The 24,624-nt window shown below is 68.5% G+C and carries 16 protein-coding genes; 11 read left to right on the plus strand and 5 right to left on the minus strand.

The genetic code is table 11. From position 1 onward, the window contains the following. Window positions 1–32: 32 nt before the first annotated feature. Window positions 33–3,746 carry an nSTAND1 domain-containing NTPase gene (locus ACWEN6_RS02955; RefSeq protein WP_452568680.1) on the minus strand — a complete coding sequence of 1,238 codons (3,714 nt, stop codon included), beginning with the start codon at window positions 3,744–3,746 and terminating at the stop codon, window positions 33–35. Between the two features lie 1,082 nt (window positions 3,747–4,828). On the opposite strand from ACWEN6_RS02955, the gene pip reads away from it, so the two are divergent. The 5 genes from pip (at window position 4,829) to ACWEN6_RS02980 (ending at window position 10,371) form a co-directional block, all read left to right on the plus strand. After that, window positions 4,829–5,794, plus strand: coding sequence for a prolyl aminopeptidase (gene pip / locus ACWEN6_RS02960; protein ID WP_452568681.1), 966 nt, complete (start codon window positions 4,829–4,831; stop codon window positions 5,792–5,794). A 215-nt stretch (window positions 5,795–6,009) separates the two neighbouring features. Beyond that, complete coding sequence (locus ACWEN6_RS02965; RefSeq protein ID WP_452568682.1) at window positions 6,010–6,156, plus strand: hypothetical protein; 147 nt, start codon at window positions 6,010–6,012, stop codon at window positions 6,154–6,156. A gap of 332 nt (window positions 6,157–6,488) precedes the next feature. Next, window positions 6,489–6,635, plus strand: coding sequence for a hypothetical protein (locus ACWEN6_RS02970; protein WP_452568683.1), 147 nt, complete (start codon window positions 6,489–6,491; stop codon window positions 6,633–6,635). 79 nt (window positions 6,636–6,714) lie between these two features. Beyond that, the gene (locus ACWEN6_RS02975; RefSeq protein WP_452568684.1) at window positions 6,715–7,437 is read left to right on the plus strand and encodes a hypothetical protein; all 723 of its coding nucleotides are present in this window, start codon (window positions 6,715–6,717) and stop codon (window positions 7,435–7,437) included. 51 nt (window positions 7,438–7,488) lie between these two features. Then, the gene (locus tag ACWEN6_RS02980) at window positions 7,489–10,371 is read left to right on the plus strand and encodes an AfsR/SARP family transcriptional regulator (RefSeq protein WP_452568685.1); all 2,883 of its coding nucleotides are present in this window, start codon (window positions 7,489–7,491) and stop codon (window positions 10,369–10,371) included. A 220-nt stretch (window positions 10,372–10,591) separates the two neighbouring features. Here the strand turns inward: ACWEN6_RS02980 and ACWEN6_RS02985 are convergent, their stop codons facing one another. Together ACWEN6_RS02985 and ACWEN6_RS02990 are read right to left on the minus strand one after the other, a co-directional pair. Then, a complete protein-coding gene (locus tag ACWEN6_RS02985; RefSeq protein WP_452568686.1) occupies window positions 10,592–11,056 on the minus strand; it encodes an ATP-binding protein in 465 nt (154 codons plus the stop codon). Window positions 11,057–11,226: 170 nt separating this feature from the next. Then, window positions 11,227–12,348: a hypothetical protein gene (locus ACWEN6_RS02990; protein WP_452568687.1), complete on the minus strand. Its 1,122-nt coding sequence runs from the start codon at window positions 12,346–12,348 to the stop codon at window positions 11,227–11,229. A gap of 230 nt (window positions 12,349–12,578) precedes the next feature. Between ACWEN6_RS02990 and ACWEN6_RS02995 the strand changes: the two genes are divergently transcribed. Both ACWEN6_RS02995 and ACWEN6_RS03000 read left to right on the plus strand, forming a co-directional pair. Continuing rightward, window positions 12,579–13,916: a hypothetical protein gene (locus tag ACWEN6_RS02995; protein WP_452568688.1), complete on the plus strand. Its 1,338-nt coding sequence runs from the start codon at window positions 12,579–12,581 to the stop codon at window positions 13,914–13,916. A 474-nt stretch (window positions 13,917–14,390) separates the two neighbouring features. Next, complete coding sequence (locus ACWEN6_RS03000; protein ID WP_452568689.1) at window positions 14,391–14,858, plus strand: hypothetical protein; 468 nt, start codon at window positions 14,391–14,393, stop codon at window positions 14,856–14,858. On the opposite strand, the gene ACWEN6_RS03005 is transcribed toward ACWEN6_RS03000, so the two are convergent. Next, the gene (locus ACWEN6_RS03005) at window positions 14,855–16,804 is read right to left on the minus strand and encodes a hypothetical protein (RefSeq protein ID WP_452568690.1); all 1,950 of its coding nucleotides are present in this window, start codon (window positions 16,802–16,804) and stop codon (window positions 14,855–14,857) included. The two genes, ACWEN6_RS03000 and ACWEN6_RS03005, sit on opposite strands and share 4 nt — an antisense overlap. A gap of 288 nt (window positions 16,805–17,092) precedes the next feature. Here ACWEN6_RS03005 and ACWEN6_RS03010 point away from each other — a divergent pair, with 288 nt between their 5' ends. After that, window positions 17,093–17,479 (plus strand): VOC family protein, encoded by a 387-nt coding sequence (locus tag ACWEN6_RS03010; protein ID WP_380824401.1) that lies wholly within the window; start codon window positions 17,093–17,095, stop codon window positions 17,477–17,479. Between the two features lie 92 nt (window positions 17,480–17,571). Here the strand turns inward: ACWEN6_RS03010 and ACWEN6_RS03015 are convergent, their stop codons facing one another. Then, window positions 17,572–18,336 (minus strand): DUF2786 domain-containing protein, encoded by a 765-nt coding sequence (locus ACWEN6_RS03015; RefSeq protein ID WP_452568691.1) that lies wholly within the window; start codon window positions 18,334–18,336, stop codon window positions 17,572–17,574. A 602-nt stretch (window positions 18,337–18,938) separates the two neighbouring features. Between ACWEN6_RS03015 and ACWEN6_RS03020 the strand changes: the two genes are divergently transcribed. The 3 genes from ACWEN6_RS03020 to ACWEN6_RS03030 all read left to right on the plus strand — a co-directional run bounded on the left by ACWEN6_RS03020 (window position 18,939) and on the right by ACWEN6_RS03030 (window position 24,512). Next, entirely contained in the window at window positions 18,939–19,586 is a 648-nt protein-coding gene (locus tag ACWEN6_RS03020) for an HAD family hydrolase (RefSeq protein ID WP_452568692.1), read from the plus strand. A gap of 1,464 nt (window positions 19,587–21,050) precedes the next feature. Continuing rightward, window positions 21,051–21,884 carry an SAM-dependent methyltransferase gene (locus ACWEN6_RS03025; protein ID WP_452568693.1) on the plus strand — a complete coding sequence of 278 codons (834 nt, stop codon included), beginning with the start codon at window positions 21,051–21,053 and terminating at the stop codon, window positions 21,882–21,884. A 744-nt stretch (window positions 21,885–22,628) separates the two neighbouring features. Further along, window positions 22,629–24,512 (plus strand): hypothetical protein, encoded by a 1,884-nt coding sequence (locus ACWEN6_RS03030; protein ID WP_452568694.1) that lies wholly within the window; start codon window positions 22,629–22,631, stop codon window positions 24,510–24,512. The last annotated feature ends 112 nt before the right edge of the window (window positions 24,513–24,624 follow it).

Genomic DNA, 24,624 nt, shown 5'->3' on the forward strand with positions numbered 1-24,624 from the left:
TCTTCCGGCCGGTCCATGGTCACGGAGCCGGTCTACCGGCCGGCGGGCCCGGCGAGCACGCGGTCCACCTGGCGCAGCAGGCCACCGGTCGGCGCGCACGCGTCACAGTTCCACACGCGCACGGTTCCGTCGTCGTGCGTGGTGAGCATCCGCCGGCCGTCCTCGGCGAACGAGACGCTCTCGACGCTCGCGCCGAACCCGGAGAAGGTCAGCGGCTGGCCGGCCGTGTCCGACCGCCACACGCGCACTGTGGCGTCGTGCCCGGCCGAGGCCACCCAGCGGCCGTCGGTGCTGAACGCCACGTACCACACCATGCCCTGGTGGGCCCGGTGCACCAGCGGCGTGCCCCGCCCGTCCGCCGGCCAGACCCGGACGGTGCCATCGCTGCCGGCGCTCGCCACGCGGCGGCCGTCCGGGCTGAACGCCACCGACCAGACCAGCCCCTGATGGCCGCGCAGCACCACGGGCGGGGCCTCGCCGGTGGTGTCCCACACCCGCACAGTGCCGTCCTGCCCGCCCGTGGCGATGTGACGCCCGTCCGGGCTGAACGCCGCGAACCGGATCTGGCCCTCGTCGGCCTTGCGGACCAGGGCCGGGCCCGAGCCGTCGGCGGACCAGACGCGCAGAGTGCCGTCGATGCCGGCGGTGGCGACGCGGCGCATGTCCGGGCTGAAGGACACCGTCCACACCACGCCGCTGTGCCCGCGCAGGACGACCGGCGGCGCGGCTCCGTCCGAATCCCATATGCGCACGGTGCCGTCCCGGCCCGCGCTCGCCACGTGCCGGCCGTCGGGAGCGGCGGTGACGCCGAGCACCTCGTCGCGATGGCCGCCGAGCACCTCACCGTGGCCGCCGCCGGGCACCTCACCGTGGTGGCCGTTGCCGAGCACCCGCCGCCGCCCGGTCGACAGATCCCAGAGGCCGACCTCGCCGTCCTCGCCCCCGCTGACGATCCGCCGCCCGCCGGGCAGGAAGGCCGCCGACCACACGGCGCCACGGTGACCGCGCAGAATCGTCGAACCGTCACGCAGGGACCAGACCCGCACCGTGCCGTCCTCGCCGCCGGAGACCAGCCGCGCCCCGTCCGGGCTGAACGCCACGCTCCACACCACCCGCTGGTGGCCGCGCAGCACCAGCGGATGGCCGCCGCCGTCCGAGCTCCACACCCGCACGGTGGAGTCGTCGCTGGTGGTCGCGAGCCAGTGGCCGTCGGGGCTGAAGTCCAGGCCCTCCACCGTGCCGTCATGGCCGCGGAGCACCACCGGGTCGCCGTGCCCGCCGGCCGGCCAGACGCGCGCCGTGCCGTCGACGCCGGCGCCGGCGCTGGCCACCCGCGTGCCGTCCGGGCTGAACCGCACGGTCTTGACCGCGCCGTCGTGGCCGCGCAGCACCGCCGTGGCCTTCCCCGTGCCGAGGTCCCACAGGCGCACCGTGCGGTCGTGGCCGCCGGTGGCCAGGCGGTGGCCGTCCGGGCTGAAGGCGACGCCTTCCACCGGACCCTCGTGCCCGCGCAGCACCACCGCCCCGCCCGCGCCGCCGGAGTCCTGGACGCGCACGGTGCCGTCCTCGCCGGTGCTGGCGACCCGCCGCCCGTCCGGGCTGAACGCCACATTCCACACCGTCTTGTGGTGGCCGGTCAGCACGACCGGCGGGGCGGAGCCGTCCAGTGACCACACCCGCACCGTGCCGTCCGAGCCCGCGGTGGCGAGCCGGCGCCCGTCCGGGCTGAAGGCGGGGCTGTGCACGTCGCCCTGGTGCCCGGTCAGCACGAGCGGGACGCCGGACGGCAGCCCGGTGCGGGGGTCGCACGACCACACGCGCACCGTGCCGTCCGAGGCGGTCGCCGCCACGTGGGCGCCCCTGGCGCTCCAGGCCACCCCCATCTGCCGGCCGGTGAGGCCGGGCAGCGACATCAGCATGCGGTCGTCGACCAGCGCCTGGCGCAGCGCGGTCTCCGCCTCGCCAGTGGGACGGACCGCGTACGCCCGCCGCGCCTGCCGCAGCGCCCCCTCCGGGTCGAACTGCGACTGCGTGCGCGACTCGGCCGCGAGCTGCCGCGACACCGCGACGTCGCGCTGAGTGCTGATCTCCCCGGCCTGCATCAGTGCCATGGCCGCCAGCACGCTCACCGCGATGACGGCGCAGGTCAGGCCGCTCAGCGCCAGGACGACCCGCCGCCGGACCGCGCCGCGCTCGCCGGCCTGCTGCCGCCGGCCCGCCGCGAGGAAGTCGCGTTCGAGGTCGTTCAGCCCCTCCAGCGACCGGCCGTCCCAGTGCGCGAGCCGCGCCCCCCGGTACAGGAACGCCGCGTCGCGGCCGTGCTGATCCCATTCCGCGGCCGCCTCGGTCAGCTTGCGGTGGGCGCGCAGCAGCTCGCGGTCCTCGGCCAGCCAGGAGCGCAGCCGCGGCCAGGTCCGGATCAGCGCCTCGTGGGCGATGGTCACGCTGTCCTGGCCGGCGGTCACCAGGCGCCCCTCGATCAGCCGGTCCAGCACGGCCGCCACCGCGGCGCTGTCCGGGCCGCTCACCAGCTCCGCGCGGCGGGCCCGCCGCCGGGTGTCCTCGGTTCCGTCGCCGGGGGCGATCAGGCGCAGCATCACCCGCCGCACCAGGTGCCGCCGCTCGTCCGGCAGCTCGCCGTAGACCTGCTCGGCCGTCATCGCGATCGCCCCGCGCACCCCGCCCGCCGCCCGGTAGCCGGTCACGGTCAGCGAGGAGCCGCGCCGCCGCCGCCAGGTCTCCAGCAGCGTGTGCGAGATCAGGGGCAGCGCGCCGGACTGCTCGCCCACCTCGGTGACCATGATGTCGACCAGCTCGGGGGCCACCTTGCCGCCCACCCGCTCGGCGGGCCCGGTGATGGCCCGCCGCAGGTCCTCCTCCTCCATCGGGCCGACCAGCACCTGACGGTCGCGCATGGCGGCCACCAGGTCGGCGTGGCCGGCGCAGTGGGCGTAGAAGTCGGCGCGCACGCCGAGCACGACCCGCGCCCGCGGCTCGCCGCTCATGGCGACCACCAGCGCGACGAATTCCGCGCGCTCCCGCTCGTCCCGGCAGAGGGTGAAGACCTCCTCGAACTGGTCGACCACCAGCAGCAGGCGGGCCTGCTCCGGCCGCTCGCCGAGCATCCGCGCCACGGCGGACGACAGGGCGGCGGGGGTGGCGGTCTGGGCCGCCAGGCGCAGGCGGAGCGCCTCCAGCGGGTGCTCGCCGGGCGTCAGCGCGACGACCGGCCAGTGTTCACCGCCGGCCACGCCCCCGGCGGCGACGGCCGGTAGGAGGCCGGCGCGCAGCAGCGAGGACTTCCCCGCCCCCGAAGCCCCGAAGACCGCCAGCAGTGGCGAGGCGGCGAGCCGCGCGCACAGGTCCGCCACCAGCCGTTCGCGCCCGAAGAACAGGTCGGCGTGCTCGGGGCCGAAGGCCGCGAGCCCACGGTAGGGAGCGTCGTCGGCCGGGCGGGCGGGCTGGTCGTCCTCGCGCCGGGCCAGCTCGTCGGCGAGCTTGCGCCAGCGCTCCTCCCACTCCTGGACGTCGCCGCCGCAGGCCCGGACGTAGGCGAGGGTCACCGGCAGGCTCGGCAGGACGTTGCCGCCGGCGGCCTCCGACAGGGCCGTCACCGAGAAGTTCGCCTGGCCGGACAACCGCCGGTAGCTCGGCCGTCCCGCGGCCTCGCGTAATCGCCGCAGTTCGAAGGCGAAGGCGTGCAGCGGATCCTTGTCCGGATCGAGCTCGCGTTCCGGACGTCCCATACCTGCGCTCCCCGTGCGTGTTGTTTGTCCAGTGGGGCAAACCCTCGCTGGACAACCCATGGCCGACTATACCGATAGCGATGCCGCTCGCTGGGAGTAATGGCACGCGGTGCTGGATTGGTGTGAACCGGAATGGAGGGCGAGAAGACCACCATGCGAATGAGGGGAATGATCGCTTTCGTGCCCGGGTTCACCTTGGCGTTCGCGGCGTGCTCCGCCGGGGCCGGCGAGTTCGCCTTCATCCGTCCGTCATGCCGGGCGGGCCGCGCGGCCTGCCCGCCACCCCGGGCGGGACCGAGATGCGCGATCCCGCGACGGTGCCCCCGGCGCCGGCCGCGCCCGTCCACGGGCACGGCCTGACACGTTCCACTCCAGCTCACGGAGCGAGGGCGCGAGATGTCCCCGGCTCGCCCGCGCGAAAGGGGCCCGTGTGCCGGACGCCGTGCCACCACAAGGGCACGGCGGTGGAACGAGGTGCCGCGCCGGTCGCACCTGAAGCGGGATCATCCACGGTCGCCCTCGCGGAGGGCGACCTACACGAAGCCACCCTGGAAGGCACCGCACCGCCTCGGGCAACCCCCTCCTGCTCGGGCGGTGCGAGCCCAAGGACGGAAGACAGGCGCCCTCCCCGCCATCCCGGCCAAGCCGGGGGGCTTCCCCGGGGCGGCGCGCCTGGCCGTTTCCGTCCTGCCTCACATGGCCTCGCCCCCGGTCTCGATACCTCCCGAGAACCGGGGGCGAGGCCGTGTGGCGGTTTTATGCTGCTAAATCGATTTGTGGGTGATAAGCGACGGCAAAGGGGGCCAATGGTGGAAATATCGTATAAATCGCAGGCCCGCACCAGCCGTTGACGGGCCTCTCCGAAGCGGCGGACCGGCCCCTCCAGCACGGTGCGGACGCCCGATCAGATCACCCGCCGCCGGTCCACCGGATCCACGACAAGGCGGATGTGGTCCACGTCCGAGTCGCCGCACGGGCGTCCGACCAGGCCGAAGATGGTGCGGGCGGGTCATTCGCCGTGCGCTTCCGGGTGGGCGTGCCCGTGCGGCGTCCGGGGCGGCGCACTGCCAAGATGGCTGGTCATGAGGACGCTCTATCCACCGCTCGAACCCTGCGACTCCGGCATGCTCGACGTCGGCGACGGCGACCAGGTCTACTGGGAGGTCTGCGGCAACCCCGACGGCAGGCCCGTGGTCATGGTGCACGGAGGGCCGGGTGGTGGCTGCACCCCCGACCACCGCCGCCAGTTCGACCCCGAGGCCTACCGCATCGTGCTGTTCGACCAGCGCAACTGCGGGCGCAGCCTGCCGCACGCGAGCGACCCCGCCGTGTCCCTGGAGCACAACACCACGTGGAACCTCGTCGCCGACATGGAACGCCTGCGTGAGCATCTCGGCATCGACCGCTGGCAGGTCTTCGGCGGCTCGTGGGGCAGCGCCCTCTCCCTCGCCTACGCCCAGACCCACCCCGACCGGGTGACCGAGCTCGTGCTGCGCGGCATCTTCACGCTCCGGCCCCTGGAACTGCGGTGGTTCTACCAGGAGGGCGCCTCACTGGTCTACCCCGATCTGTGGGAGAGCTACATCGCGCCCATCCCGCACGACGAACGCGGCGACCTCATCAGCGCCTTCCACCGCCGGCTCAACGACCCCGACCCGGACGTACGGCTGCCCGCCGCCCGCGCGTGGAGCGTCTGGGAAGGCTCCACGATCACCGTGCGCCCGAACCCGGACATCATCGCCACCCACGGCGAGGACGACTACGCGGTGGCCTTCTCCCGCATCGAATGCCACTACTTCGTCAACAACGGCTTCCTCGAGGACGAGCAGCTGCTGCGCGACGTCGACAAGATCAGGCACATCCCCTGCGTCATCGTCCAGGGCCGCTACGATATGTGCACCCCGGCCAGGACCGCCTGGGACCTGCACCGCGCCTGGCCCGAAGCCGAGTTCCACATGGTCCCCGACGCCGGCCACGCCTACTCCGAACCGGCCATCCTCGACCGCCTCATCACCACCACCGACCAGTTCGCCCGCAAACCCGCCTGACCCGCTGACCCGCCTGACCCGCCTGATCCGCCTGATCCGCCGCCTCGACGCCCCGCCGCTTCAACGCCCGCCGTCCGTCGCCGTCCGTCCGTCCGTTCTCCGGCGGTCCGAGGCCTTCGGGGCTCTCCGGAACGCCCGAAGATCTTCCGAAGCGTTTTCGAAGACCGCCGCGCCACGATGGCCGGGAAGTTCTCACCACCGCACCGGAGGTTCCAATGGCGAATGGGCAGACATCAGGCGAGCGGAACTTCGAGACCCAGGTGCTGCGGGACGCGCTGGTCGTCCCCATCCGCATGAGCATCGTCTGGAATGCTCCCCGCGGCTCCAGGGAACTCTCCGTGACGGGCGCCGAAGGGCGCTGACGCAGACGTTCCCGGCCCTGGGCCCTCCCACGCTCACAGGGCCGGGAACCCTCAACCCCGAAGGCGGACTCCACCGCCGCGGGCCGCCTCCACGCCCCGGCGAAACCGCGACCCCGGCCGCCTTCCCAGCCGGTCCGAGGCCCACGGTCCCGTCATCACGATCCCCTACCCGGCCCGCCTTCCCCGGCCGGTCCGAGGCGACGGTCTCGTCCGGCAGAACCCGCACCACTGCCCGGTTCCCCAGCCGGGCCGTGGAACGCGGTCTCGACCCGCCGGCCGGCCACCCGGCCGCAGGTTTCCGCCACCCTGACGACCTTCTGAGGAGAAGCCCCATGGCACACGGTTCCACGAAGTCCACGCGCAGCGCCGAGACCCGGATCCTGCGGGACTCTCTGACGCTCCCCATCCGCATGAGCATCACATGGAACGCCCCCCGCAGCCCGAAGGAACTCGCCTTCGCGGACGCCGAGCAGCACTGATCCACGGGTCCTCCGGCCCAGGGAACCCCAAGATCCCGAGGCCGGAGGGCCTCCCGTCTTCGTGAAGGTCACCCTCCCCATGACGTCCTTCTCGTTCCGCGCCTGCTTCGACGGCGTCGTCCCCCCGACGGCCGCCGACCCGTCGGCGCTCGGAACGCCGCCCTTCCGCGCCGTCTCCTACTGCGAGCCCTTCCGCGCCGCCTCCGGCTACGGCTGGTACCTGTACCCGCCGGTGGACTGCTACATCAAGTGGGACGGCGCCGCGTTCCACTGGCTGATGGAGAACGCGGACGACTGGATGCCGCTGACCAACATCGCCGCGCAGACGCTGATCCGGCTGACCGGCGCGGAGCCCGCCGACGACGCCTTCCTCGGGCTGCCGGTCTTCTCCACCCCTCCCGAGGCCGGCCTGCTGCAAATCTGGACCGGTCTGGTGGCCGTCACACCGCCCGAATGGAGCCTCCTGGTGCGCGGCGTGCCCAACCTGCCCGGCAGCATCACCTACGAGGTGCAGGACGGCATCCTGGAGACCGGCTGGTGGCACGGCCCCGTCCTGGGCAACCTGCGCTTCCGTCGCACCGACGAAGTGATCCAGCTCTCGCGCAGGATGCCGCTGTTCGCCGTCCAGCCGGTGCCCTGCGCTGCCTACCAGGGCAAACTGCTCCGGCAGACGGAGTTCGTGCCGGTGAGCGACGAGAGCCGCGCGGAGACCGCCAAGATGATCTCCGACGCGTTCTCCGTCCGCGACGACGACAGCCCCGGAGGCTACCGCCGGGAGGTCTCGCGCCGACGGCGCGCATGAGACCAGGTGACCCCAGTAGCCTTGGCGCAGGCCGAAGAAGGGGCTCACCGGGTGCGTTTCCGCTATCAGCTGCTGGGGCCGGTCACGGTGTCCGGCGCGGACGGGCCGCTGCGTCTCGGCGGTCCCAAACAACGGGCGGTGCTGGCCGCCCTGCTGCTGAACGCCAACCGCGTGGTGGCCGAAGAGCGGCTGTTCGACCATGTGTGGGGCGACGACCCCCCGCCCAGCGTCCGCGGGCAGCTCCACGTCCACATCTCCGACCTGCGCAAGATCATCGGCCGTGACGCGATCGTCCGGCGCCGCCCCGGCTACCTCCTGCAGATGCGCCCCGGGGAGCTCGACCTCGACGCCTTCGACGACGCCGTCGCCGGGGCCCACGCCGAGCTGGCCGCCGGCCAGGCCGACTCCGCCGCCCACCGGCTGCGCGCCGCGCTGGCGATGTGGCAGGGCGCCGCGCTCGGCGGCGTCACCGAGCCGCTCCTGGCGCTCGAAGGCCCGGCGTTGCAGGAGCGGCGGCTTAGCGCGCTGGAGGACTATTTCCACGCCCAGCTCGAAGCCGGGTGGCACATCCACGCCGTCGGCGAGTTGCGCCGCGCCGCCGAGGAGAACCCGTTCAGGGAGCGTCTCCAGTCGCTGCTCATGCTGGCGCTGCACCACTGCGGGCGCACTCCCGAAGCGCTGGAGGTGTACGCCGCCGCCCGCGAGCGCCTCACCTCCGAGCTCGGCCTCGAGCCCGGCGCGCTGCTCCGCGACACCCAGCTGCGGCTGCTGCGCCACCGCGACCGCGACGCCGGCGCCGACCTGCCCGGCTCGGGCGCCGTACCCGGCTTGGGCGCCGGCCTGCCGGGGGCCGGCGCCGATTCGCCCGGTTTCCGCGGCGCCATCACCCCCAGGCAACTGCCCGCCGACGTCACCTCGTTCGTCGGCCGCGCCGGCCCCATCGCCCGCCTCGACGCGCTGCTGCCGCGTGACGGCGCGCCGTCCACCGCCGTCGTGGCCGCGATCGGCGGCGGCGCCGGCGTGGGCAAGACCTCGCTCGCCGTGCACTGGGGGCACCGCGTCCGCGACCGCTTCCCCGACGGGCAGCTGTATGTGAACCTTCGCGGCTTCGACCCGAAGGGCTCGATGATGAGCCCGGCCGAGGCCGTCTGCGGGTTCCTTGAGGCGTTCGGAGTGTCCGGGCAGCGCATCCCCGCCGGCGAGGCCGCGCGCTTCAGCCTCTACCGCAGCCTGCTCGCCGGCAAGCGCGTGCTCGTCCTGCTCGACAACGCGCGGGACGCCGACCAGGTGCGGCCCCTGCTGCCCGGCGACCCCGGATGCCTCACGGTGGTCACCAGCCGCGACCAGATGGCCGGGCTCGTCGCCGTCGAAGGAGCCCAGCCGATCAGCCTCGACCTGCTGTCCGCCGCCGAGTCCCGCGAGCTGATGGCGCGCCGCCTCGGCGCGAGACGGGTCGCCGCCGAGGCGCGCGCCGTCGACCGCATCGGCGACCTGTGCGCCCGCCTCCCGCTCGCGCTCGCCATCGTGGCCGCCCGCGCCGCCACCAACCCCACCTTCCCGCTGGCCGCCCTCGCCGACGAACTGCGCGAGGCCCACGGAGACCTCGACGCCTTCGACGGCGGCGACCCGGTGAGCAACGTGCGCACCACCTTCTCCTGGTCGTACCGCACCCTCAGCCCGGACGCGGCCCGGCTGTTCCGGCTGCTCGGCCTGCACCCCGGCCGGTACGTCGCTGGCGGCGTCGCGGTCAGCCTGGCCGGCCTGCCGGTACGGCGCACCCGCGCGCTGCTGGCCGAACTCACGCGCGCGCAACTGGTCACCGAGTACACCCCCGGGCGCTACACCCTGCACGACCTGCTGCGCGTCTACGCCACCGAGCTGGCCCACACCCACGACCCGGAGGCCGAACGGCGCGGCGCGACGCACCGCCTGCTCGACCACTACCTGCACACCGCGCACTCGGCGGGCCACCGCTTCTCCTCGCAGCCGCCGATGCCTCTGGACCCCGCCCTGGACGGCGTCGTCCCCGAGGCACTCACCGAACAGCAGGCCGTCGACTGGTTCGCCGCCGAGTACCCCGTCATCCTCGCGGCCATCGACCAGGCCGTCGACGCCGGGTTCCACACGCGCGCCTGGCAGCTCGTCTGCACCCTGACCACCACCTTCTTCCACCAGCGCGGCGGCTGGCTCAATGAGGCGATGACGACCTACCGCCGGGTCCTCGACGCCGCCGTGCGCCGCGGCGACCTCACCGGGCAGGCCCATAGCCACCGTGGCCTCGCCCTGGTCCACGCCGGGCTCGGCCACATCGGCCAGGCCGACACCCACCTGCGCCGGGCCGTCGACCTGTTCGGCCGTCTCGGCGACCTCGCCTACGAGGCCGACGCCAACCAGGGCCTCACCTGGGTCAGCGACCAGCAGGGATGCTTCGAGCTGGTGCTCCACCACGCCGAGCGGGCTCTGGAGCTGTTCACGGCCGCCGGCCATCGTCCCGGCCAAGCCGTCGCGCTCAACAACGTCGGCTGGGGCCACGCCCGGCTCGGCGACCACGAACGCGCCCTGTACTACTGCCACAAGTCCCTGGAACTGTGCGAGGAGTTCCCCGACCAGATCGGCAAGGCCACCATCCGCGACAGCCTCGGGTACGCCCATCACCAACTCGGCCACTACGAGGAGGCCGTCACCCGCTACCGGCAGGCGCTGGAGCTGTACCGCCGCTCGGGCAGCATGTACTACGAGACCCGCACTCTCAGCCGTCTCGGCGACGCCTACCAGGCCATGGGCGACCCCGCCGCCGCCCAGCACGCCTGGCGCCAGGCCCTGAGCATCCTGGACGACCTCTCCCACCCCGACGCCACCCTGCTCCGCGCCAAACTGTCCCCCACCCCACCGCTCCCCGCCGGCGCCCCCACCCCTCCCCTCGTCACCTCGTGACCGCGCGATGAGGCGCCGCAGCGGCGGAAGGCGTACGGGCCATCGGCGTCTTCAAAGGGCGGTGAGCCCGCCGTTTGCCGTCGGCGGTTTCGCCCTTCCTCTCGTCACCTGGTGACCGCGCGGTGGGGCGCCGCGGCGGCGGGACGGTGTACGGGGGTATCGGCGCCCTCGTGCGGCGGTGAACCGATGACCGGCGGCGCCGCCGGGGTCGCAGTACAGGTCATGCCTGGTCGGAGCTCGGGTGGGGGTGAAGGACGAACCAGACGACGCAGCGAGGGCGGTCCTCGATGTAGCCCCATTGGTCGGCGATGGCGCGGACGAGACGCACGCCCCGGCCCGACTCCGCCAACTCTCCCCACTCCGCCGGCGCGGCCGCGTCGACGGAAACGCGGCGGCAGGTGCACGGCAGCGTCTCGGCTCCCTCGGACACCACTTCCACCTGCAGTCGCTGGTCCTCCTCACCGAGCAGGACGACCCCGATCACGGTGGACCGGGTGTGCACGACGGCGTTGGTGAACGTCTCCGACAGCAGCAGGAGAGCGTCGTCGCGGCGCGGATGACCCTCCAGCACCTTCGCCGCCCACTTCCGCGCTTCGGGGACCGAGCCCTCGGCGGCACTGAACGCCGCCCTCTCGAGCAGGCGTACGACAGGAGCGGCGCCGAAGGCGTCCTCGCACATGGGCATTCGCTGGTCCTTCACGAAAGAGGCCGGGTCGATCGCAAGCCGCGTTCCGGCAGCGGCCCAGCGAAAGCCAAGCTCTTTCGCGTGGCCGTCGGCATCTCACCGACACCGCTCAGCTGGCCTCGCTCCCGTCCTCATTGCCTCACCATCGTGTCGTCCCCGGCCTCGACCCCTCACTGCCGTCTGGTAAGCGCCCCCCATCTCCCTCGGAGACTTCGGAGTCCTCGCGAAGCCCACGCGGTCGGCCCGCCAGACGCACCTCGCCGTCCTGCCCTTCGGCGCTGGACTGCCGTACCACCGGGGTTGTCCGGACGACGCTGGAGGCGCGCCTCGGGCATGATCACGAGCGCGACCACGGCCATGCTCAGGACGAGCAGCACGGCCGTCACCATCGGGCCTGAAAACCACGCGACCGCCCCGGTACCTCGGACCTGTCCTAGATCGCTCAGCACCCGGCCGAGCCACCACAGCGATCCCGCCGTCAGAGACGCCGACAGCAGAGCCCAGCAGGCGACGAAGCGGTCAGGCTCGCTCGCCACCACCAGGACGAGCAGAAAGGACACCACCAGCAGGGACAGGACGGTCTCGGCGGCCGGAGTCACCGCCGATCCGGCGGAGGAACCCGCCAGGTCCCACAGGGACAGGTAGGTGATGATCTCTTCACCGTACTCGCGGTGATGCCGAAGACCCACCCACGGCAGTGCGCTCGCGAAGATCAGCAGCACCGACACCATGCCACCGCGCACCGCGTGTCCCAGCCTGCGGCGGATCTCCAGTGACCATGGTGAGCCCGTGAGCCTCTGTCCCGCGTACGCCGTCATCCGGCGCGCGGCGTCTCGCTCGTCGGCACTGTCGACGAGAGTGAGCAGGCCGAGTCCGAGCATCAGAGCCAGCGTTTCGACGAGCGCGGCGGCCACGCCGGGTGCGATGCCCTCGGGGGCGGCGTCGCCGAGCGCCTGGTGGAGCCACATGGTGTTCAGAAAGCTGAGCGCGTCCGCGAGCAGCGCGCCGAGCACCATCGGACGCGCGGGATGGACGGCGGCCAAGAGGGTGAGCGCGAGAGCCAGCATCAGCATGCCGAGCGCGCCTCCGCCATACGCGCTCACGGAACCGATGCCGGACTCCGGCAGTTCCCACAGCGACAGCGCCTCGCCCGTCGACCAGGGATGCGCACGGGGCAGCCACGGCACGGTGCTCGTGACAAGCAGGCCGAGGGACAGGCCGGCACACCACACCGAATACCGGATGCGCTGGACGGCCGCGAAAGGCTCAACGGGAGCCGGTGAGCTGGACATGCGAATCAGACCGCACCTTCGAGTTGGATCGGGTCGGGAGAATCTCGCCGGGGACGCTACGAGGCTCGTCCGATCGGCGGCGTCGCTTTCCCGTGTCGCCAACGGGCACCGACCGGTCACCGATGTGGCATGCCTGTGCCTCGACCGCCGTGACACCGAAAACGGCTGGCCTTCACCCGCGACGCCACTTAAAGTCGCGAAGTGATTACCGAACGTTGACCATATGGTTCGTGAAGGCGGTGTTCCGGATGCCCGGCCGGCAGACGTTGTTGAGAGTGTTGCTGTCCAAGCGTCACCAGGAGACGCATCGGGCGTTCTGCCTGGAGTACGAGAAGGTGGCGCGGGGCATCGACCGGCGCCTCATCGGCTCGGCTCCGAGCCGCGAGGCGTTCGGCCGCTGGCTCAAGGGCCACCTCAAGACCAAGCCGCAGGCCGACCACTGCCGGGTGCTGGAACGGATGTTTCCCGGCCACACCGTTGCAGAACTGCTCGCGCCGTACGACCCTGAAGGGAAAGGCTCCGGCGTCGCACCAACGCGCCCCGACCCCCGGGAGGCGGCCACGAACCGGCGAGAAGTCTTCCACCTAGGCGCCACCACCATGGCCCTCGGCCTCACCGAGACCCTCTCCCGAACCCCCGACCTCTTCGAGCAGGTTCTCGATGCCAGCAGCGTGAGCGAGGCACGGGTGCTCTACCTGGAGAACGAGGCGGATCGGCTTGGACGGAATGTCCCGCCTCCCACCGTGCTGCCAGAGGCGCTTCTCCATCTGGCGAGTGTGAGAGAACTGCTGACGCAGAGGCATCCCGCTGAAGCGCAACGCAGGCTGACCAGGGTGGGTGCCAAGCTGGCCATTGTGGTAGGCGAAATCATGTTCTGCGCCAACCACTTCCCACTCGCCCGCAGGTGGTACACGACCGCGACCAGGGCGGCGGACGAGGCCGGCGATCGTTACCTCGCCGATCTCGCCCTCTCCAGCACCGCGCTCATACCGACGTATGCGGCAGATCCCCATGCGACTCTTGCCATGGTCGTGCCCCGGCTGGAACGCAGCGTCACCGCCACGCCGGCCATCGCCTGGATGTGGGGCCTCGCCGCCCTCGCCCACGCCTCGCTCGGCGACAGGCCGGCGTTCGAACGCGCCATCAACCGATCCGGGTACACGCTGGACCGTTGCGCGGACGACCTGCTCCAGCCGGGAGTGCTGTCCTTCCAGCGAGAGCGCCAACTCTTCTACGAGGCTCGAGGGCGGGCCGACCTGGGGGACCTGAGTGGCACGGCCGAGGCGATGACCCGGGCACTGGCGCGCTACGGGGCCGAGGACTCCAACGATCCCGCTCTCGTCCGGCTTGCCTACGCCTGTGCACTCGCCAAGGCGGGGGAGATCGAAGAAGCGTGCCACTTCGCCACGGCGGCCGTCCGGGACGCGCACACCGGACCGAGCATCACCGTGGTCGTAAGGGCCCACGATTTCGACGATCTTCTCGCGGACTCGGGTTCGGCGACGGCCGACTGGCGAGAAGCTCTCTCCGGTCTTCGAGCACCGGACCCGACATCACTGGTGTCCTAGGCTGCGTGATCGCTAACGGGGAGACCTCGAGGGAGACGGCGGGGGTGAATGCTGCTATGACCAGCCGCTCATGCTCGCCGCCGTCGACCGCGAGACCTTGCTCGGCGTGGATCGCAACTCAGCCTCCAGCTCGGCCAGGATGTGGTGAACGGCCGTCTTCAGACGCGCCCGCCGCCCATTTAACTCCTCCCCGAACGCCCGAGCCGTAGGCCCGACCCACACGACACGCCCCCCGAACGTGGCACAGGCAGGATCAAGGGCGGTCTCCAGCGCCCGCACATACACCCGCACGGCAGCGAGAGCCGCCTCAAGGTCCCGATGCCGGGGGTTCGGCACCAAGTCGTCGTCGATGGGCAACGCCTGGCTCCTCCTGCGATGAAAGTCTGAGTGAGTATGTGGATACTAGGTGGCGCAGCGGCTCTCACTGAGATTATGTGGGAAGCGACTCGGTCTCGAACAGACGTGGAGGCGAAGATGGTGCAGCGGTCTAGTGACTCGACCCTGCGCCGCAAGTTCGCCGCTGTTGCATTGCTCACACCCCTAGTGCTCACAGCCTGCACGATCGACAAAGGCCCCACCGTTGCCCAGGCCGGACAAACATTGAAAGGACACATTCTTCAATTGTTGCAGGAGCGGCATGCAAGGGATGTGACGATCACGGACCCCGGTGGAAAAAATGTTCCTTGTGGGCATGGCAGGGCCAAACAGACCTTCGCTGTTAGAGCGACAGATATCGATGCTCGCTCTAAGTCGCAACTAGTAAAGGACGGATTGGTCGCTACCCTCAAGCGTGTAGCTCCGTATGAAATCACTAGCGACGATTTCGATAGCAAGCCTATTCGCTTGGAGAACCAGGATGCCGCTACCGTCCTGTATGTTGGTTCGCCACTGCATGGTCAGATTGATCTGCGGGGTGAGACGCATTGCTTGAAGGTGTCTTAGCCTCCGTCATCCAACTTTAGGGCCCGCTCTGCAACGCGGGTTTTCCGTCCTTCAAGTGTGGTTGCAAACTGGTCGGAAATTTCGCCGAATGACTTCAAGTCTCCACTGCCCATGCCATTATCAATGAACCAGCTGTCGAGGGCGTTCAGTCCATTTTCGCCGGTCGTCAGGATCTCTGAAAATGGTCGAAGCAGTCCTGATTGATTTGCTATTCCTGGATAGCGTGCAGGTGGAATCCGTGGCGCCATTCCGCCTTCCGTAAGCCAGTTCGCTATTGTGTGCTGACGGCCTAGGGTTTCGTCGCGATTCCTTTGCTCGACCTTCTCTCCTTCTTCATTCTCTTCTTTGTAGGTGTCGAATGCAGACCAGCCGCCGCTGAGTAAGGTCCATGCCGTAGCGCCTATCTTCTCGCCGGGGACGAAGATGCCTATGACGCCCAGCATGTTGCCCGATATCGTGCTGAATGTTTTCCCGGCCGCGTCGTCGGCGTCGTCCTTAACTTGGCTGAGCTTCTTCTCGGCGGCGAGTTGCATGCCAGCCGTATTGCCTAGGGCTGCGAAAATCTCATTCACCCGTGCGGGATCCTTGCTTTCCAGCATGGCCGGGACTTCTGCGTGAATCAGCCTACGGGCGAAATTTCCCATACCTTCCCGGAAGGGTGTCTGCGTCTCTGGACTGTCCGCGAAGGTCTTGATGAACTTGTAGGTGTCCTCTGGGCTCAGTCGGAACGTAGGCTTCAGCCCGGGAGTGCGAGAAACTACGTCTACGAATGCGCTGGGAAGCAAGTGGTTCTTGTCGGTTATATCAGACCCTTCAGCTATCTCGGTCACGTACCTACCGGCGATCTCTGCCAGGTGTATGCGAGCGGCCTGGCCGATGCGGAGGTCTCCCATTGTTGTTATGACGATGAAGGCGAATAGTGCTGCGTCTTTGCTGTGGGTGCCGTCTTTTTCGTCGTAGGCGCCGGAGGCGGCGGCGAGCATGCGGCCGAAGGCGTCTGCCTCGATGTCGGTGGCGTACGGTCCGCTCGTGCGGTCGCTCATGCCCTTGAGCCACTTCTTGAGCGCTGACTGGTCGGCGCTGTCGCCTAGAGCCGTTTTGATCGCCAAGCGGGCAGCGGCGGGGTTGTTTCCGAGAGCGTACAGATAACCGGTGTGTACTTCGCGCGGTGTCGCCAGTCCTCGCGCTGCCACCACCTGCGCCAGCCACTCGGCAGGAAAGGCCCCCGCTGCCAGGATGAGGCTGGCACCGAATGTGTCTCTCGGGTCGAGGCTTGGACTCCGGAGAGCGTTACTTATCTGCGTCATTCCAGGCAGGCGAGGGCCGGACGAGACCGCGGTGGCGAAGGCTTGGCTTATTGCGCGAATGAGTTCGTCGTCGGGGCGTGGTGGCGCGAGCGTGGCTTCGCCGGGGTCGCCGAGGTGTTCGCGGAGGACGACGGGGAGTTGCAGCGTGTCGTGTACGCCCAAGGCTGCGAAGAAGGCGGCGGTGTAGGCGGGGTCGTGGACGTGCTGGGCGAGCGTGTCGAGGACCTTCTGGTATTCCGCCTGGCGGTCCAGGTTGATGAGGTCGTCGTCGATCTTCTTGTACTGCGCGGCAAGCTCCTGGCCGAGGCGTTGGGCCTCTGCCGTGGGGAGAGCAGGCTTCTCTTCGTAGGGGATCAGGTGTGTCGCCTGAGGAGACCAGTTGGGAAGCTGTGCGGTGTTTCTTGCTGTCTGTACCCGGCGGCGGAGGTGGGGGAGGTGGGTGTCTATCCAGTGTTCTACTTCGGCTATGGGGGTGAGGGAGGTGGCGGGGAGGTCGTTGGCGGCGAAGACGCGGCGGATGGCTTCGGTGTGTTCGGCGAGGACGCCTCGGGCGTGGTCGATCTCGGTGATGAAGCCGGTCATCCGGTCGGGGTCGATGCCGGTGAAATCGGGTGATAGGGGGCCGGTTCCGGGGGGCACGGGTCCTGTTTCCTGTGTCACGGTCTCGGCCTTTCGACGCCCCGGCAACCTCCGTAACCAACGTAACGCAGCCGGATGTCACGGATGCGTGATCGGCGGGAACCGTTCACATACCGCACCGGGGCGCGCGGTGGGTCAGGCCGGGGCGCTCGCGGATCGAAGGGGAGGTTCGCGGTGGGCGAGGTCGGGCGTTCGGCGAGCCGGAGCGGGAGCTTGGGGTGGCTTGCGGGGAGCAGAAGGGTCTGGTTGCGTAGCGCGGTGTGGAGAAGCTCGTCGGGAGGTAGGGGCGTGGCGCACTACAGCAGGGTTTCCAAAGTCGTGATCGACGTCTCCGAGGACGTCCACGACGCCGAGCTGAGGTTCTGGGAGGGCGCGGCGGGGGTGACGATGCATGCATTCGAGTCCGAGCCCGCGTATCACGGAGCGGATCTGCCGGGGCAGGATGCCTGGCTGCTGATCCAGCGCCTGGGGGAGGGGCCGAGCCGGGTGCATCTGGACGTCCACACCGACGACCTGGAGGCGGAGGTCGCGCGGCTGGAGAAGCTCGGGGCGCGGCGGGTCCGCCAGGTCGACGGCAGATGGTGGATCATGGAGGATCCGGCCGGTCTGCCGTTCTGTGTCATCCCCGACGAGCGGACGGACTTCCACGAGGGCAATGCCCGGCGCTGGGACTGACCCCTTTCGTTCGTTCGAGGTGGGACCGCGCCCTTCATCATTCGTTCCTGGTTTCTCCGGGACTTCTCGTGCCGGGCCGCGGCGCCCCGGTTTCAGTGGGGGAGGCGGCCGAGGGGGAGGTCGGGGAGGGCTCGGTCGCTGAGGTCTGCCATGTGGCCGGCTTGCCGGCCGGTGTGGTAGCCGTTGGCATCCAATGTGGTGGCGCGGGCGCGCCTGAGGCCGGGGAAGCGGCGCTGGAACTCGGCCTGGACGAGCGCCGATCGGTCGAGGAGCACGAGCTCGGCGCCGGTGCCCTTCACCTGGTCGGCTATCTCGGCGACCCGGTCGCGGAGTTTGGCCGAGACGCCGGAGCCGAAGCCGACGTAGAAGGCGCGCCGGTAGTCGGACGTCGCGCGGGCGCGCCGGTCCTTGCCTTCGACGCCCGTCAGGTCGCGGGTGGTGAAATGCCGCAGAGCGGGTCTCATCTGGTTCTCCATCTGGAGGGTGATGGACGGGAGCAGTACGCGCAGGCTGTCGAGGACGGGGTCGGGTCCGACGACGGTCATGGTGACGTGCCGCGCGCCACGGATGCCGCGCCCGTGCACACCGGTCCAGTGCTGGGCGCCTTTGCAGCCGAGCGCGTCGCAGATGAGGTGGAGCGCCCAGCAGCGCTCACGCGCGTGGCCGCCGCGGTTGGAGACCTCGAACTCGATGCCGTCGATCTTCTCGGAACGCCCGGTGGCGCCGCGCCGTACCGCGCTGGCGTCCAGCCCGTGCCGCAGCATCAGGGCGGCCGCGTGGGCGGAGGCGAGCGCCGCCTCCTCCTCGCCGGTGTTGGGATGCTCGGCGAGGTCCAGCAGTCGCCGGACCCGTTCCATGATCTTCGCTCTGGACGCCGTCGTGTCGGTGCTGGTCAGCTGGCCCTCCCTTTCGGTCGTGCGTGCGCCGTCTCTCGTCGTCGGGCGGCGTGACGTCGGCGCCCCCTGTGAGGCCGGGGATCCGCGGTGGCAGTGACCTGCGCCGCGACGCCGCGATGCTGCCGCCGAGCGGCCCGAGCGGTGGTGGCGACGCACCAACCTAATGCACGTGCTGGTGGCAGGGCGCGTGGACTCCGCTAGTGCGCTGTCCACGAACATTCACCGACTCGGGCGCCGTAACAGGCGCCGGCATGCCGATGACGGAATTGTGACGCATTTGATACCTAGCTGGCCTGCACTAAACCCACCGCCTGCTGTCCGTCTGCCGTCGCCCACCTTCTGGGGAGTGGGCTATGGGCATGGGGTCAAGGTGGAGCCCCCTACTGGAGGAACGACCTTGACCCCATGCCCATAGCCTGCTCGGCTTGTCCTGGGCGACGGCAGACGGACAGCAGGCACGCCAGCCACGAACCTTCCCGCGCTGCTGCTCCTTGCCGCTCCGGAGCCGGAGCCCCCCGCCGGAGGCAGGCTCTACGTCGTAAGCTCATCACATGATTAGAGCCGTGGTGTTCGATGTCGGTGAGTGCTTGGTCAATGAGACTCGCGAGTATGGCACTTGGGCCGATTGGCTGGACGTGCCTCGACACACCTTCTCTGCTGTCTTCGGCGCGGTCATTGCGAAGGGCTTGGATTATCGCGAGACGTTCCAGGTCTTCCGGCCCGGATTCGACCTGACGGAGGAACGCGAGAAGCGGGCTGAGGCAGGTAAAGCGGAATGGTTCGGCGAGGAAGACCTTTATCCGGACACTCGACCAGCGCTAGAGAAGCTTCGGAATGACGGTCTATGGGTAGGGATCGCTGGTAATCAGACCGTCAGGGCTGGTGGAATCCTGCGAGCATTGAACTTGCCTACGGACATGATTGCTACATCCGATGATTGGGGGGTATCAAAACCGGACGTAGAATTCTTTCGCTGCGTGATAGGCGCTGCCCCATGTGCTGCAAGCGAAATCCTGTACGTTGGCGATCGACTCGACAATGATATTAGGCCAGCGGCCCAAATGGGTCTATGCACTGCCCTGATACGCAGGGGACCCTGGGGTGTGATTCTACAGGACGCTCCGGAAGCGGATCGGATTCCGACGATGCGTATAGAGACTCTTGACGAATTGCCGGATCGGATCAAAAGTTTCAACGCTGCAATGCAGTGAGCGTTGTTTTCCATTGATAGAGGCGATCGTCTAGGCGTTGTACGCACTCACGATCGGTCCATGGTTGCAGCATGCGGCGTACGTCACGAACACGCTCCATCCCAGTCGCGTACCACGTTGTCGCGAGTTGATCTAGGGCCTCTTCAAGGACAACGCACGCTGCGTCTGGTTTGCTATCGGATGCTTCGACTGCGGCCAGGTCGCCTAGAACGACTGCGCGCTGTTTTCCGTCGCTCTGTGCTAGTGAATTTAAGGCAGATCGCAGTGTTTCGCGAGCCTGAGGAAGATGTCCGGCTTTGAGTTGGGCATTACCTTTGAATGCCGCCAGGCGCACAGGAGAGAACCATTGGAACCAATCCGGGGACGGGTGAAGCGTCGCGGTCGCGAGAGTATCCTCTGCATGTGCGATTAAGCGCAATGCTTCTCTAAAATGTCCACAGCGAACCTCGCATTCGGCTTCCACCGCGTCAAGCCAGGCGAGGAATTCAGGGGAAGCTGGCGCGCGGCGCGAGTAAGCACGGGATGCCCTCATGCGTTCCGCCAGATCTTCACGATGCCCTTCCCATCCGGGGATGAATGCGGCGTGTGCCAGGATGGCTGAGCCAAGGATAGGGTCCTCTGCTTCCCCTGCTGCTTGTAGAGCGCGAATAAAGGTTGCGTCTGCGTCTTGAGGTTGTCGAAGGTCGAAAAACTCGATGCGACCAACCAGCAAGAGGGACTCAGCTAGGGCCGTCGCGAGCATTCGACGTGCGAGATTGGTTGTCTCTGTTAAGAGTTGGACTCCTAGCCGAGTATGTTCTAGGACAGCGGGATGCAGTTGCGTGGGCTGGACAGTCCAATATAGACGCCTATAGGCGACAGTTATCGCGCTGTAGTCGGTCCCGATTGTCGTCGGTTGAGTTGCCGCTGATGCCCGAGGAAGCGGCAAAGCGGCCCCCGTGCTGTGGGGCGGTCTAGGACGGCGAGACTGTTGCGGCGCAGAGGGAGAACCCGATGCCCCAGACCAGGGCGGAGTGAAGCCCAGCTCCTCTAGGGGCATCTGCAATACGTGCACAAGCAGACGTTGGTGATCGGCCTGCGGCCAAGGTGGGGTCGCCGACTCCCAACGCCGAACCTGGCGGACGCTTACCTCCATGTGCCCCAGGCCGAGCACAAGGGCAGCCGCGGTCAAGGCGTCGGCGAACCCTTGTTGGGATGCATAGCCGGCATACTGCCGCGCCGCTTTGAGCTGGGCATTTCCCGTGGGACGGGTCATGTGAGCAACCTCCGCAATGGGTCACGGGCTGGCGAGCCAAACAGTACTGCCATATGGCCCACAGGGGACTAAACAGACATCCTCGGTCACTGTATGGCCCCTGAGAGTCCTCTCAATGTCCTCTCCAAGTCCTTGAAGGGGCCTTCAGTGTAGATAACCCTTGGAGCACCTCACAAGCTGAGGGCGGTCAGACAGGCGAAGGAGGGCGCGTGACCAGGAATCTCGGAGGCGATGCCTCGAACCTGGGTGGAGCACTGGTCCCGCTGGCCCCTCCGGTCAACACCGGGGTTCCGCGTGTGGCGAGGGTGTATAACGCTCTGCTCGGTGATGATCGGGATGCTTTCGCGTGTGAGCGTGAGGCGGCGGCTAAGGTGCTGGCCGCCAACCCTGATATCAAGTACATGGTTCGGGCGAATCGCTTGTTTCTGGGGCGGGCGGTCCGCTACGCCGTTAAGCAGTGTGGTATCCGGCAGCTTCTTGATGTCGGGAGTGGTTATCCGACTCAGGACAACGTGCATGAGGTTGCGCGGTCGGTTGCTCGCGGCGTGAAAACCGTCTATGTGGATAGCGACGAGATCGTTGCTGCCCATGGGCGTGCTCTGCTTGCCGACGACCAGGACACCTTTTTTATTCAGGCGGACCTTCGCAGGGCGGGGGAACTGCTGTGGTCGAGTAAGCCGCTGCTCGACTTTTCTCGGCCGGTGGCCTTGTTCCTGGTGGCTGTGTTGCATTTCATTCCGCCTGAGGATGAGCCGTATGAAGTGGTGGCTGATCTGGTGGCGGCGCTGGCTCCGGGGTCGTTGCTGGTGATTTCGCATGTGCTGGATGTGCCGAGTATGCGCCAGGCGGCCCGGGTGTATGACAAGGCGAGTTCGCCGGGGGTGCCGCGTTCGCTGGAGGAGGTGCGGGCCTTCTTCTCGGGGGTGGCCCTGGTCGAGCCGGGTTTGGTGCCGTTGACGATGTGGCGCACGAACGAAGACGACATGTACCGTCGCCAGTTCCCAGACATGCCGGTGGTGTGCGGTGTGGGGCGTAAGCCGTGATCGCGATCGCGACGGGTCCGCGTTCTGAGGCGGCGGTAGCTGCTTGGCAGCTTCGACGGAACCTCGCTGGGCTGGGGATTGAGGCGGACGTTCAACCGGGCAGCAAGATTGCGGCGGTGTCGGTCGCACCTGCGTTGGTGGTGTGGTGTGAGCCGGGGCTACAAGAGTGGCATTACCGCTGGTGGACTGGCCGGTTTTCGAAGCGGACAGGGCGGCGGGTTTACACCTGGTGCCGGGTGGCGGCTGCGGAGACGGCGTCACAGCGGATCGCGGATCTGTATCGCAGGTTGGACGCAGGCAAGGATGACTCTCGTCACGAAAGGCCGTCGTCTTGGCCGCTGTAGGCATCGTCTGGGAGGACTCGCGGCGGATACACGGTGACCGTCACGGCATGGTCGGCGAGGTGCGAGCGTTCATTGTTGTCCGAGTGTGCCGCCCGGTGGAGTTGCATTGCTTGCTACCCGGCCCGCTGGGGACGCAGCAGGTTGAGCAGGTTGCCACAGAACGGGACGCCTATCGGCGGGCTGATGAGATGCTCGATGAGTTTCTACAGCGGTCGGGGATTGCCGCTTCGATGGATGTGGGTGGCAGCGAGGCGCGTCGTCGTGCAGAGACTCAGGGGAGCGATGGGGCCGGCGGAATGGCCGTAGGTCACCCGTAGGGCGACCGCAAGGGAGTTCGGCCGGCGTCATCGCGGCTGGACCGTGTATTGATCAGCCACATTGAAAGGATTATTCAGTTCAGATGACCGTGCCGACGCTCACCTGCGAGGGGGCTGCGCCTGGAGTCGTGGTGCGTACCTATCGATACGCCATCTGCGGGAATCTTCCCGGCCTCGATCCCGCAAGGGATGGCGAGTGTGTGAAACGGCCGCTCGCGGCGCGGCGGGATGTGCCGCGCGAGGTGGTGGAGGAGATGCGCCGGGTGCACCTGTTGCGTAACAGGCTGGTGGAGATATGGCGCGCCTATGACGCGCAATTGGAGGCGATATGGCTACGGTATCCGGAGGTACGCGCCGCGCAGGAACGGATCGACGCCCTGAAGGTGGCTGTGGAGGCTGCCAGGGCACAGGGGGTGTCGGCCGAGGAGACGAGTATGGTCCGTAAGGAACTCAAGGAGGCGATTGAGCGTCTCAAGCTAGTCAAGCGCGGGGTTTATCCGGTCATCAAGATTTTGCGGGCTGAGGCTAAGTCGGCTTATACCGCTGCGGTGGCCGGGACGTATAGGGAGTTCGCTCAAGATGGTGGTTTGTACTGGGGCACCTATAAGGACCTGCTTTGGAGTCGGCATATGCCGATGGTGCGGAAGGTTTCCGATCAGCGTAAAGCGGGGCGGAAAGCGCAGTTACGTTTTCGGCGGTGGGATGGGACCGAACGCTTAGCGGTGGTCTTACAGATCACCTCGACGTCTCAGCGTCCTCGGGACCCTGAGACGCTGGCGGATGCTGAGGGGCCGTGGCGCAATGTGTTCGGGCTGAGCCCGTGGATCGCTCCGCAGACGTGGCAGTCGATGAGCCGTGCTGAGCAGCGCCGGGCGACGCGGGGGGCTGTGGCGCGGTTCCGGATCGGTTCGGGGCCTGCTACGGCGGTGGTAACGCTGCCGGTGCGTATTCACCGGATGTTGCCTGCGGAGGCGACAGTGGTTGAGGCTCATCTCACCCGCGCGAAGGTAACGGATGGCTTTGAGTGTCATCTCAGTGTCACTGTCCACCTTCCCGCGCCTGGGGCTTTGGTGGGTGGGGGCCGGGTGGCTGTCCATCTGGGCTGGCGCAGTCTTGCTGATGGGGGCCTGCGTGTGGCGGTCGTCGCGGGCGCGGGTCGTGTGCCCGATGCGCTGGCCGGTGTCGTGCGCGACCGTGGGGCATGGCATGAGGTGGTGTTGCCGCGTGAGTGGCGTGCCCGATATGAACGGCTCGCGGGGGTGGACTCCACGCGGCGCCTGGGTTTCAACGCCATGCGTGATTGGCTGGTCCGCTGGCTGGCAAGCGATGGCGAGCGGCGAGAGCTGCTGGAGCTGGCCGCAGGGGGAAGCCTGGAGGACCTGGCGCAGTGGCGATCCCCGGACAGATTGCGGCGGGTGGTGGCTGGGCTGCGGTGTCACTTTCACGTCGAGCGGCACGACGCAGGGCCGGTCACCGATGTCTGGGACGGTGCGCCGCAAGTGACTGAGGCGGCATTGCGTCTGATCGCCTGGGACCGGCAGGATCTTCACCTTCACCGCTGGCACGGGCACGGCACGGCCAAGGTTTTGGGGCAGCGTAATGACTGGTGGCGTCAAGTCGCTTCGTGGGTGACACGACAGGCCGCGGTGGTGGTGCTTGATGGCTGGAACCTGACCGACCTTGCCCAGCGGCCTGGGCCGGGTCCGGAGAACGCGCAAACCCGGGTGGCCAACGCAAACCGGTTCATGGCCGCTCCCGGGGAGCTGCGCCGGTACATCGAGGAAGCCGCTGAGAGACAAGGCGGGGCGGTCGAGAAGACGGAGTTTGAGTCCTCGCTGCCGCACATCGGCTGTGGTGGCCTGCTGGACGGCGACAAGCGTAAATCGGCCGTCATGGTGGGCTGCGCGGCGTGCGGACAGGTGGTGGATCAAGACGTCAACACCCTTGAGCACATGATGCGCGCCTGACCGCCAACACACGGACGCCTGCGCGGAGGCGGGAAATCCGCGACATGATCGAATACTCGGTGACGCCCGCGCAGGGGCCACGAATCTGCGACATGACGCATGTTGCGTAGCG

The organism is Sphaerisporangium sp. NPDC004334, assembly GCF_053602655.1.

What these genes read in the sequence shown, in the direction of transcription:
- ACWEN6_RS02970 (WP_452568683.1), top strand. Translation starts at nt 6,489, where the DNA reads ATGGCACACGGTTCCACGAAGTCCACGCGCAGCGCCGAGACCCGGATC.
- ACWEN6_RS02955 (WP_452568680.1), bottom strand. Translation starts at nt 3,746, where the DNA reads ATGGGACGTCCGGAACGCGAGCTCGATCCGGACAAGGATCCGCTGCAC.
- pip (WP_452568681.1), top strand. Translation starts at nt 4,829, where the DNA reads ATGAGGACGCTCTATCCACCGCTCGAACCCTGCGACTCCGGCATGCTC.
- ACWEN6_RS03030 (WP_452568694.1), top strand. Translation starts at nt 22,629, where the DNA reads ATGACCGTGCCGACGCTCACCTGCGAGGGGGCTGCGCCTGGAGTCGTG.
- ACWEN6_RS02975 (WP_452568684.1), top strand. Translation starts at nt 6,715, where the DNA reads ATGACGTCCTTCTCGTTCCGCGCCTGCTTCGACGGCGTCGTCCCCCCG.
- ACWEN6_RS02985 (WP_452568686.1), bottom strand. Translation starts at nt 11,056, where the DNA reads ATGCCCATGTGCGAGGACGCCTTCGGCGCCGCTCCTGTCGTACGCCTG.
- ACWEN6_RS03000 (WP_452568689.1), top strand. Translation starts at nt 14,391, where the DNA reads ATGGTGCAGCGGTCTAGTGACTCGACCCTGCGCCGCAAGTTCGCCGCT.
- ACWEN6_RS02990 (WP_452568687.1), bottom strand. Translation starts at nt 12,348, where the DNA reads ATGTCCAGCTCACCGGCTCCCGTTGAGCCTTTCGCGGCCGTCCAGCGC.
- ACWEN6_RS02965 (WP_452568682.1), top strand. Translation starts at nt 6,010, where the DNA reads ATGGCGAATGGGCAGACATCAGGCGAGCGGAACTTCGAGACCCAGGTG.
- ACWEN6_RS03015 (WP_452568691.1), bottom strand. Translation starts at nt 18,336, where the DNA reads ATGGAACGGGTCCGGCGACTGCTGGACCTCGCCGAGCATCCCAACACC.